Source organism: Pedobacter agri (genome assembly GCF_032678665.1).
GTDB lineage: Bacteria > Bacteroidota > Bacteroidia > Sphingobacteriales > Sphingobacteriaceae > Pedobacter > Pedobacter agri_A.
In genome coordinates this window covers 85,938-97,976 of record NZ_JAVTSH010000003.1, presented here as the reverse complement: position 1 = coordinate 97,976, position 12,039 = coordinate 85,938, and the positions used below count along the sequence as shown (strand labels likewise).

Here is a 12,039-nt window from a genome sequence, read left to right as displayed (position 1 = left end):
TAGGAATTGATATTGGTTTTTGCGTCAGTAAATTATGAATTAAATCAACATCGTCAAAAAAATCGATTCATTTGTGGGTCTCCTTCTTGGGCGAGATTGAAGGTTTGTTTGTTAGGGATGTTGGTGTAGACTATAAGATAAATGAATAACCATTAGTAAATTAAGGCAATAAATTTAGAATTAGTCGCAAGACCTAGACTCTATTTATTGTGTTCTATTTACTAATTGACTTCGATGCCAGCATTTAAGACTGATAAATAGTTGAAAGTAAAATGCAACCATCAGCAAAATTGACTAAACTTATTAAGCTTTTTCTTGACCAAAACCAATAAGGCGTTTGGTATTTTATTCCGTTTTAATGCCTTATAGTCCATTTCCATTGCCCGCCAAATGCTTGCAAAATTTTTATTACTAACCCCCCCTATTCGCATACTCACCATTAGCATCGAGAGATAAGTTGCCTTGATATTATGGGTATGAAAGTATCGCAGAATAAGATCATAGTCAGCAGCTGTGCCCATGTCCAATGCATAATGACCGTATTTCCTAAACAAGTCAGTCTTGATATAGAGCGTAGGGTGGGCGGGCATCCAACCTTTTTCTATATCCTTTGCCCCGGCCCTGTAAGACCTCCATTTCCGCACAATTGTATTTTTTATTGGATTAATATAGTTGAGGTCACCATAAATGGCCTGTATTTCCTCATCATTATTGAAAGCATTTGCAATTTCTTGAATAACATCTTTGCTTACCAAAGTATCATCCGCATTAAGTATTCCAACCACTTCGCCCGTGGCTATTTTAATTCCTTTATTAATGGCATCGTATAAGCCATTGTCTCTTTCAGACACAAAATGAGTAATGTATCGCTTATATTTTGTTATTGTCTGCAGAGTAGAATCGGTAGAACAACCGTCAATTATAATGTATTCGATATCTTGATAAGATTGGTGAATAACAGAATCAATACAGTCCTTTATGTATCTTTCTCCATTATAAACTACTGTAATAATTGAAATCTTCATCTATAACTCTGACTTGCCTTTTTCTTATTTTCAAAAATCCAATACCTGAGGTAAAGATATGAATTAGTGAGAGATAATTATCGATGGGACTATGAATACAATAGGCCTCCTTTTTCCGCCCACAGTAAAAACTCAACCAAGGCTAGCCAATATGAGATTTAGGAACTATTTATGGTTAATATTAAGCACATAAAACGATTATTGAAAACACCCTAGACGGGTATTGATACGATAATAATTATTGATAACCTGATTAGGTATCTAAACTCGGAAAATTTTCTTTGGGATAGAGCGATAACTAAAATGTAATGATAAACCTAATTTTACTAAAAGTAACAGTGATATCCCTATTCATCATAAGAAATATTTGAGATACATAGATATATCTTTTAAACCTATATATGTTAGTATAAGTTGAATTGGCAAAATTTACCATTAATCAATAATTTGATTGCAAGCCATAAGATGGAATGAGCCAAATTCTTATTTCAGCTGAGTAATATTTGAGCGCTTTCGTTTGTTGGGATTCTACACACTTCAAAATTTAGCACCACAACGAGTGCACATTTTACTTCTATTGATGGACTTTTCATAGTTTTATCGGATTTTTAATATTAATTGGACCATAATGATAGCTGCTCAAGTACTTCATCAGAGCTGAAACATTCCACTTTTAATGTTAATTAATTAAACACTCATGGTAATGTTTAAAAGGAGAATCTATTGGTCAGTTATTAATTTTTTAGTTAAAATGATTTTGGGATAAGATGGTTCAAGTAATTTTTCTCTTTCTAATGAATATTAAGCCTAGAGCAGCAGCAAAAGCACTTAAAGCCCAAGAATAGTCGTCAATGCTGCATTCGACCATTGTATAAAAGCCCTGATGACCTTGTAGGACTGGTCCACCGATACATAATAAACCTGCGGCGTTAATTGCGCCAAAACATACATTGCAATTAACACTTTTCGGACCAGACCAAGAGCAATAATTGGGAGATAAAGAAATGGACGGTCCTGAAGCATATAATCTAGCTCCCAATAATGATGTATAGCTTGTATAAACTCTGTTATCACTTAATAAGCAGCCGGATGCACTACCCTGTGCAAACGCATTGGTAGAAAATACTGAGATTAAGATTAATACCCTAATACATTTCATATTTTAAGTAGCTTGTATCACAAATTTAACTTCGTAAATGAATTTAACCTGCGTTCACTTTGTTCATTCATATTTGAAATTTCGAAGGAGTAAAAACTTTACAAATGTTTTATGCTAAACTTTGGTAGCAGAATTATTATAAAGGACGTTATCATACTATCATTTTATTACATTTGAGTTTATTTCATATGATGTTTCATTTAAATCAATAATGATGTAATTTTGCCTTTGTCTAAGCTAGCAAGACAATTGATGCTGCTTAGTGAATACAAGACACAGAAAAAATCAGTCCAGCCTTGAGATATGCTTAGAAACCTGCTATTTATACTGTTTATTCCTTTAACTATTATTTTGCTACTTTCCTCATGTGCTGTACGCAAGGAAAAAACTTTATTTAATGCTCCTACAGATATCATAACGGATACTCTAAAGCAAGTTTATGTGGTTAATAACCAAGGGATAGGCGATCTATATTATCGCATCAAAGCAAATGACCAATTGGCTGTGAGGAATTTGCAAAACAAGGAATTTGGTGCTATTGGCGCCACTATAGCACAAACATCAGGGGGATCGGGAAATGGTTCGGGTGTTCAATCCTATTCAGTTGACCTTGATGGAAAGGTTGATCTTCCTGCCATAGGAAAGGTGGAAATAGCTGGTTTAACCAGAAGAGAAGCCGCAATAAAACTGCAATCGCTTTATAAAGAGAAGTTGTTAAAAGATCCTATTATAGAGGTTAATGTGGTGAACCTCAAAGTGACATTACTTGGTGAATTTGCTCGACAAGGGAATTTTCTTCTTGAAAAAGACAATACCACCTTAATTGACATTATAGGAGAAGCAGGTGGTATTAACAAAGCAGCTGATCCAAAAACATTAAAAATTATAAGAGGAGATCGGGCAAATCCAGAGCTTATTTATGTCAATTTAAACGATATTAATAGTTTGGCCAGCAAAAAGTTAATCCTTCAAAACAACGATATTATTTATCTTCAAACTACCAAATCTGCGGCTTTAGCTGAAAAAATGACTTCAATAAATAACCTTGTACAGCCTCTGTTGGTGGTTATAAATTTGGCGCTTTTGATTCTAACAATTACTAAATAATGGAAACTCAGCCAGTAAAAAGTGTACTTGTAGATCAACAGATCAATTATTGGAAGGTTGTCCGTATATTTTTAAGCAGATGGTATTGGATAGCCGGCTGTGTGATAATTAGTTTTATCATTGCCTGGTTATACATCAGAACAATTCCACCCACTTACACCACTAGTGCATCCTTAAAACTCGATGATGATCAATCAGAAGTTGCTGGAAATGCCAATGGCATGAGGAATTATAGTCGCTATTACCAAAGTAATAATATCCAGACGGAAGCTACCGTAATGCGTTCCCAAGATGTGATTAATAAAGCAATAACCCGTTTAGATTATAAGATATCATATTATTTAACCGGACGGATTCTGACCTCTGAATTGTACCCCAATATTCCTTTTAAGGTTGAAATTATTGCGCAAGATAGTGTTAACTTTTCCCGTTCCATTTATGTGGTAAAACCAATAGATCGCAGTCATTTCGAGATCAGTACCAAAGATCAGCCTGATAACAGAATGAAATTTAAATACGGTGCAGATATATCCCTTGGAAATATGCTTTTCCGAATCAACAGCTCAATTCCATCCGTTGGAGATTATAGTTTTAAGTTTAATGCGAAAAGTGATTTTTACGGACGGGCTGCCGGAGGACTGAATATTTTTGAAGCTGAAAAGTATAGCAACATCATGAACGTTACCCATACCGATGTCAATCCAACTTTTTCGGCAGATATACTCAATGCCATTATTCAGGAATATATTATTAATGATGCAGAACAGAAAAAAAGATCAGCCAAACAAACCATTGCTTATCTGGATAGTCAGATTGATTTTCTAAATAAACAAGTTGATCAATCGGGCAAAAACCTGTCAAACTACAGATCAGGAAGCAACATAGTTGACCCGATAACCGATAAGCAATTTAATATTGGAAAACTGTCTACCCTGCAAACTCAAAAAACCGAGCTCGATTTTCAGAAGTTCTCCATTCAGCAACTGGAAGAGCAGGTAAAGGCTAATCAAGAAAAAATCAGGCTGAACCTAGATATAGACGGGGTTGCCAGTTTGGGATTACCTGCATTGATTTCTCAATTGGGTAGTCTTATTGCTAACCGTGAGCTAAAGCTTAATCAGTTTAATGCAGATGCAGCACCTGTTAAACAGATTGATGAGCAGATAAATGATGTAAAACAATTGATTTACGGCAACATCAAATCTTTGAAGAACAGGAATCAAAAAACCATCGATCTGATTAACAATGAAATTGCCAAAGTTAATGGTTCATTGAATCAACTACCTGAAAAAGAGAACGATTTTGCTAAACTACAAAGCAACTTTGATATTAACCAGAGAATGTTCTCCCTTTTATTTGAGAAAAAACTGACTGCACAAATTAGCTCGGCAGCGGTTACTCCTGGTGCCAGCGTGATTAATGAGGCTCAACCATCCTTTTACCCGATTGCCCCTGTTGCCAGTCAGATTTATTCTACCTATATGATGGGTGGTTTAATCCTCGGAATCGGCCTGATCATTTTAGTTAGGGTCATTAATCCATATATTTATGATGTCGAAACTGTTGAAGGTTTGACCAGTATTCCGATTATTGGCGTGATCTTGAAATTTAAGAGAAAGCTAACCAGCGAAACGCAGCAAATGTTATCGCTGGAAAAACCAAAGTCGATTTTTGCTGAATCAGTTCGATCGGTGAGAACAAACCTAAGTTTCTTAGCCTCTGATAAAGAAAACAAAGTCATTTGTATTACTTCTGAAATTTCTGGTGAGGGAAAGTCTTTCGTTAGTTTAAATTTGGCGGGCACATTAAGCATCATTGATAAGAATATTATTTTGGTTGCTGCCGATTTACGCCGCTCTAAGCTTCACAAAGCTTTTGACTCTCCAAACCTAACAGGATTGAGCACCTATCTTTCTGCACAAAGTGATCTCGATAGTGTCATTCAAAAAGACGAAGCCCATCATTTTGACTATATCACTTCTGGCCCGGTGCCTCCCAACCCATCAGAGTTATTGCACAGTAACAGAATGAAGGCTTTAATTGATGAACTTAGAAAAAGATATGAGTATGTAATTATCGATACTGCTCCTGTAGGTTTGGTTTCAGACTCTATCCCAATTATTAAACAGGCAGACATCAATTTATTCATCATTAGATCAGGCGTTTCTAAATTTAGCGCTGCATCTGTACCTGAAAGATTATCAAAAGAATATGCTTTAAATAACATATCAATCATCTTAAACTCATTTGATAATGAGCTTTTGCATTCTAATATGCATACAAGCAATTATACGCAGAGTGGCTCGGGGACGTATTACTATTCCAGCTACACTGGCAATGGTGATAGCGGCTATTACGATCAGGAGGATAGAAAATGGTGGATGTTTTGGCAGAAAAAGTAAGTTGATTTTTGGTTGGTTGGGTGGCTAGGTAGAGTTCACGAAACCCCTTTTAGTTAATTTAAGTAACCAGATTAGAAGCATAGAGGATATAGATTTTCAGCGAACCTTTATTTTTCCCCACATCCCGAGTAAATCATTGCACTTACACCATAAATGCTTGTAAATATTTCAATTAATATATAGCGAATTAAGCCATGTAAGCTATACCTTTTATACGGGAAATAATGAGTAATTTAGATCCTAAACTGCTGTCGATTTAGCATGTTCTTAATCTTGAGAGGGTGCAAGTCATAAATTGACATTTCGCAACAATAAACTTGAATAAAAACCGATATTGCTATAAGATTTAAGTAGTTTTGATTTTGCATTATCCCGAACAGATTTACCGTATAAAAACAACAATCTCATTGATGATTGCTCGTCCCAATTATATACAATTTTTGCATCATCTCTCATTTAAGCCTTCAGGTTTATACCAAATTGCTATTCGTTATTCATCACAAACCCGTATTTTGCATTATGATTGATCAAAACTACAGGTGGTATCCTGTTTACACGCGATCGAGGGCAGAAAAAAAAGCGCATGATGAATTAGTCCGAAAGAGAATTGTGAGCTATTTACCTTTGCGTAAAACACTTAAACAATGGAGTGATCGTAAAAAGATTGTTGAAGAACCGCTGATCAAATCTTATCTCTTTGTGTATATTTCGTCCAAAGAATATGCCGAGGTTTTAATGACAAATGGCGTCGCCAGATTTCTTTACTTTTCAGGAAAAATAGCATCCATGCCTGAGCAGCAAATTGAGCATCTCAAATTATTATTGGCTACTGATGAGGATTTGATCGTGTTTGATCACGAGATCAAACCTGGACATAAAGTGATTGTGAAAGCTGGTCCGTTTAAGGATATGATTGCAGAAATGGTTTCTTTTCATAATAAACAACGTATTATTTTACGTTTAGATAATATCGGGTATTCGATTGAGATTAATACGTCGATGGCATTTGTGGAGCCATTGTAAGGGATGGGGAATTGACAAGGCTTCGGTCACGTCATCTCGAACGAGGTACGAGGAGAGATCTTTTTAAAGAGGTACTCGGAATGAGATCTCTCCAACATGAAAAATGTTGTTCGAGATTACGATTATACAAAATGTCGTTGGGATAACCGTTGAACAAAAAATCACAGATTGAATAGTTGATAGAAACTATTTAATTTTGTAAAATATAAATCGTGTGTTTTGCTGGAAAGCATACAACGCGGTAGCGTAATTAGTCATTTTTTAAAAGAAGATGTGACTGAGGGGGCGAAGCTGTGCCCGGCCTCTAACGTAAAAAGATAGAATAGGCAAGGAAAAAGGAAATTAACCTGTGCGAAGGGGGAAACAGGGATTGGAAATAGTGAATGGAGTATAGATACGGGGAAATAGAGCAATTGTAAAATAAAATGTGTCGCATTGCAGGTATAATTGATAAAAGCAAAAAGCCAGCAAAACTTGCAAAAGAAGTTCGGGGCATGTGCGACCGTATGCAACATGGCGGACCTGACGATGAAGGCTTCTATACCGATGAAACTAATTGTGTCGTTTTTGGACATCGACGCCTCGCCCTGATTGACTTATCTCCTACCGGACATCAGCCTATGTTCTATGATCACAATCATTTGGTCATCACCTTTAACGGCGAAATTTACAACTTCATTGAACTCAAAGACATGCTTAAAGCGTTGGGGATGCATTTTAATAGCGAGAGCGATACTGAAGTGATCTTAGCCTGTTATAAAGCTTGGGGCGTAGAAAGTTTCGATAAGCTGCATGGCATGTTTGCTTTCGCACTTCATGATCTTTTGATTCATAAAACCTATCTAGTGCGGGATAAATCTGGAATTAAACCATTGTATTACAGTACGATTAACAATTCACTATCCTTTGCTTCGGAGGTAAAAGCATTTGAAAAATTATCGTATCCATACACTGAAAATCCCGACTGGAAAATTTATTTCCTGGCGTTCGGGCATATTCCAGAACCTTTTACCACCTATACTGAAATTAATAGTTTGCCAAAAGCACACTACCTTTGCTGGAATCATGATGAACAAAACTTTGAAATTCAAAACTATAAGAACAATAAGAAAGAAGATAAAATAATTAACCGGCAGGAATCGGCTGATCAAATTTATGTTGTATTAAAAAATGCTGTTCAGAAGCATTTGATCTCAGATGCACCCATCGGCGTTTTTTTAAGTGGTGGTATCGATAGCAGCATTATTACACTTTTGGCTGATCAACTTCAGTCTGCCAAAAATGCTCAGAAGATCAATTCCCTGTCACTCAATTTCGATGAAGATCAATTTTCTGAGCGCTATTATCAATCCTTAATCGTTAACCAGGCAGATACCAAACACAGTGATTTCACCATAGATGAATTACTGTTTTCGAAACTTTTCCCCGAAGCACTAGCCGCAATGGATCAGCCAAGTACGGATGGCGTAAATGCCTGGTTTGTAAACTATTTCGCAAAGGAACGTGGTCTTAAGGCCGTTTTATCCGGAATCGGTGCTGACGAGTTATTTGGCGGTTATCCATCATTCAAGCGAATGAAATTTGTTAACCTTTTAAAACAAATCCCTAATGTGATCCTTAAAAAGGGCAAATGGTTTCAAAAACCTATTTTTAAAAGGGCGCATTATTTAAGTTATAATAACACGATTGGAAAATATCTTTTTCTTCGGGGCATATTCACCCCTGCAGAAATTTCACAATTTTTAAATCTCCCTATTACAAAGGTTGATCAAGTGCTCATGAATATTAATGTGTCCTCACCTGATCATTTAAAACCAGAAGAGGAAGCCAGCTGGTTGGAAGTTAACCTTTACATGCAAAATCAGCTGCTCAAAGACACTGATGCTATGAGCATGCAACACGGTGTGGAGGTTCGGGTTCCTTTTCTGGATGAAGACTTAATTAACCTTGCCGGAAGAATCAAAAGTGACCTAAAATTCAATGGAAAACAGCCAAAACAGTTACTGATTGATTCGTTCAAGGCACTGTTACCAAAGCCCATCTGGGCAAGGCCCAAGATGGGTTTTACTTTTCCCTTCCAAAAATGGCTGCAAAAAGAATCCTGTTTGGATAAAATTCAAACAAACAATAAAATGGCGGACAAGCTCATTACTGATTTTAGAAACGGAGAAGTGCATTGGTCGAAAGTATTGGCCGTTTACTTATTATTTAATCAAAATTCCCTATCATAATCTCATCTCTCACTTATTAATTATGATATAGAAAATGCTTCTACTCACGCTCAAAGTATTTAGTTTTACCGGTGGAATCGAAAAAGTAAGCCGTATTTTATCAAAGGCGCTCCAGGAATACTCCATTCAAGACGATCAGCCTAAATTAGCACTAAAAGTGATTTCTCTTTGCGACAAAAGTTCCGATGTTGACCAACGCTATTGTCCGAAAGCTCATTTTAAAGGTTTCAACGGAAATAAGATTATTTTCAGTATCACTGCATTTTTACAAGGTCTTCAAAAAACTATCATCATTCTAAGCCACATCAATCTCATTATGATTGTGGCGCTGATTAAAATGATCAGTAAAAATAAACGTTTTATTTTGCTGGCTCATGGCATCGAAGTTTGGCGGGATTTGAAGCCCTGGAAAATTTCCTTCATCAAAAAAAATGTGGAAATATGGGCAGTAAGTCAGTATACGGCAAATGTGCTCATCGAAAAACACGGTTTTCATCCATCGCAAATTAAAGTTTTAAACAACTGCATCGACCCCTATTTTAATATACCGGAATCATTCGAAAAACCGGACTATTTAAAAAAGCGCCATCAGCTTACAGATGAACACCCCATCATTTTAACGGTGAGCAGGTTATCATCATTTGAGATGTATAAGGGTTATGATACAGTTATTGAATGCATCAGGCCGTTACTTAAAGATTTCCCAAACCTGAAATACCTCCTGGCTGGAAAGGCTGATTTTGCAGAACAACAACGTTTGTTGCAACTCATCAAAAATCAGCAACTTTACCATCAAATTATCCTGCTGGATTACATTTCAGACCAAGAGCTGGCAGATTATTTCCAACTGGCAGATCTTTTTGTGATGCCAAGCAAGAAAGAGGGATTTGGAATCGTGTTTATCGAAGCAGCTGCTTGCGGATGCCCGGTTATGGCCGGAAACCAGGACGGGAGCAGTGACGCTTTGCTTAATGGCGAACTGGGTATACTTGTAAATCCTGATCATCAGAAAGAAATTGCAGATTCCATTGCAGGCTTTTTTAAGGTTAAACATACTGAAGATAAAGCCAGACAACTGCAAGAGAAATGCCTTGATCATTTTAATTACGAGGTTTATCGTGAAAAGGTGTTTGGTTTACTTAATCAAACCAAATTACAATTCCAATAATGATCAGCATCCTGAAGTAGGTAACTAAAACTGAAGACCAATTAGCGGAATTGGAACCCTAAGCAGACTTTTTAGTGATAGTGGCAAATCCTTCATCTCAATCGCAGCGGGATCTTTTAAAAATAATGGAGCATAAAGAAGAATATCACTGGACAATTGAGGCAAAAGCTTCTATTTTTGACCTTAAGTTAAATGAAGTTTGGGCATACCGGGATTTGCTTTGGTTACTGGTGAGACGTGATTTTGTGTCGTTTTATAAACAGACCATTTTAGGTCCGCTCTGGTTTTTTATTCAACCCCTTTTTACCACGATTATTTTCACATTTATTTTTGGGAATTTAGCAGGCATCTCTACGGATGGACTGCCTAAACCACTATTTTACATGGCGGGCATTACGGCCTGGAATTATTTTTCTGATTGTTTGAATAAAACCTCATCCGTTTTTAGAGATAATGCCGGGATATTTGGAAAAGTATATTTCCCAAGGTTAATTGTTCCACTTAGTATTGTGGTGAGCAACCTGGTTCGTTTTGGGGTACAAATGATCTTGTTTCTCTGTTTATTTGCCTATTATTATTTTAGTGGCGCAAATTTCAACCCTACCCCCATCATTCTAATGTTTCCAGTGATTGTAGTTCTAATGGCACTTTTAGGCTTAGGCCTGGGCATGATCATTTCCGCCATGACCACAAAATATCGTGATCTCGCCTTTCTGGTTGGCTTTGGTGTTCAGCTTTTAATGTATGCCACAACGGTGATCTATCCCCTATCTACCGCATTGGAAAAATACCCAAAATATGCCTGGATTATTGAATACAACCCGATGACCCCCATTATAGAAACTTTTCGATATGGCTTTTTAGGCGAGGGCAGTTTTAGCTGGATGAGTTTAGGCTATGTTAGCACGGTTACTTTCCTAATCCTGATTTTTGGCATTGTGATTTTCAATAAGGTGGAACGGAATTTTGTGGATACTGTATAATTAATTGTGAATACTCAACAAGTTAAAAAATTTGGTATGAAGACCAATTTCTCATCAATCGTTGATAAAATACAAAGTGATTACTGTACACCAGAATTTCTTAGTCAGCATTATTTTCCTTCACTTAATGGCTGGCGTGCCTTTGCCATTCTAATTGTAATATTTGGGCATTTAAAAAACAGTGTAGATAAAAGCTTCTTATATTATCATTTTGCTGAATTTTTTATATACCCAGAATTAGGTGTAAGAATTTTTTTTGTACTTAGCGGTTTTTTAATCACAACACTTTTAATAAAAGAATATATTTCAAACGGGAAAATAAGTATCAAAACCTTTTTTATTAAAAGATCATTGAGAATATTCCCTGTTTTATACCTCTATTTATTGGTTATACTAATCCTCAACTTTTATCTCAAACTTGACCTAACTTATGGCGATTTTTTAGGGCCGGCTTTTTACATCACCAACATTTTATTTTATTTTGCCCAGGGTACATGGATTACTGGCCATACCTGGACGTTATCTATCGAAGAACAATTTTACTTGATTTGGCCATTTGTATTAGCTATTTAACAAAAAAAACATGGATGATTTCAATTTTATTTTTGTTCATTCCATTTTTACATGTATTATGGTATTATTACCCAGCAACATCTTTATTAACATTTAGGCCATTTTTACAAGGAGCCGATGGCATATTTATCGGTAGTATGTTATCTGTAGCATGTTTTAAAGGTTTGATGTATGAGAATAGTAAACTTTGGAAGTCCTTTTTACTTCCATTTGTTTCGGCTTTAATTATTTTTTGGGTGTACTATTGTATACACAGAGGATTAATGGGCGTAATTTTACTTCCATTTGGAAGTTTAATCTCTGATCTCAGTATTTGCATTTTAATCTTGGTATCTATATTGCACCTTGATGGAATCAGTTATAAAATA

At 36.1% G+C, this 12,039-nt stretch carries 8 protein-coding genes; 7 read left to right on the top strand and 1 reads right to left on the bottom strand.

Annotated elements, in window-relative coordinates; genetic code table 11:
* Positions 1–281: 281 nt before the first annotated feature.
* Positions 282–1,025, bottom strand: coding sequence for a glycosyltransferase family 2 protein (locus R2Q70_RS06875; protein WP_316806901.1), 744 nt, complete (start codon positions 1,023–1,025; stop codon positions 282–284).
* A 1,462-nt stretch (positions 1,026–2,487) separates the two neighbouring features.
* On the opposite strand from R2Q70_RS06875, the gene R2Q70_RS06870 reads away from it, so the two are divergent.
* The 7 genes from R2Q70_RS06870 to R2Q70_RS06840 all read left to right on the top strand — a co-directional run bounded on the left by R2Q70_RS06870 (position 2,488) and on the right by R2Q70_RS06840 (position 11,671).
* The gene (locus R2Q70_RS06870; protein ID WP_316806900.1) at positions 2,488–3,291 is read left to right on the top strand and encodes a polysaccharide biosynthesis/export family protein; all 804 of its coding nucleotides are present in this window, start codon (positions 2,488–2,490) and stop codon (positions 3,289–3,291) included.
* Positions 3,291–5,693: a polysaccharide biosynthesis tyrosine autokinase gene (locus tag R2Q70_RS06865; protein WP_316806899.1), complete on the top strand. Its 2,403-nt coding sequence runs from the start codon at positions 3,291–3,293 to the stop codon at positions 5,691–5,693. The genes R2Q70_RS06870 and R2Q70_RS06865 overlap by 1 nt, the downstream gene beginning before the upstream one ends.
* Positions 5,694–6,212: 519 nt before the next feature.
* Complete coding sequence (locus R2Q70_RS06860; protein ID WP_316806898.1) at positions 6,213–6,716, top strand: UpxY family transcription antiterminator; 504 nt, start codon at positions 6,213–6,215, stop codon at positions 6,714–6,716.
* Positions 6,717–7,141: 425 nt separating this feature from the next.
* Positions 7,142–8,947 carry an asparagine synthase (glutamine-hydrolyzing) gene (asnB, locus tag R2Q70_RS06855; protein ID WP_316806897.1) on the top strand — a complete coding sequence of 602 codons (1,806 nt, stop codon included), beginning with the start codon at positions 7,142–7,144 and terminating at the stop codon, positions 8,945–8,947.
* Between the two features lie 34 nt (positions 8,948–8,981).
* Entirely contained in the window at positions 8,982–10,115 is a 1,134-nt protein-coding gene (locus R2Q70_RS06850) for a glycosyltransferase family 4 protein (protein WP_316806896.1), read from the top strand.
* 125 nt (positions 10,116–10,240) lie between these two features.
* Complete coding sequence (locus R2Q70_RS06845) at positions 10,241–11,098, top strand: ABC transporter permease (RefSeq protein WP_316806895.1); 858 nt, start codon at positions 10,241–10,243, stop codon at positions 11,096–11,098.
* Between the two features lie 36 nt (positions 11,099–11,134).
* Positions 11,135–11,671 (top strand): acyltransferase, encoded by a 537-nt coding sequence (locus tag R2Q70_RS06840; RefSeq protein ID WP_316806894.1) that lies wholly within the window; start codon positions 11,135–11,137, stop codon positions 11,669–11,671.
* Positions 11,672–12,039: the final 368 nt, after the last annotated feature.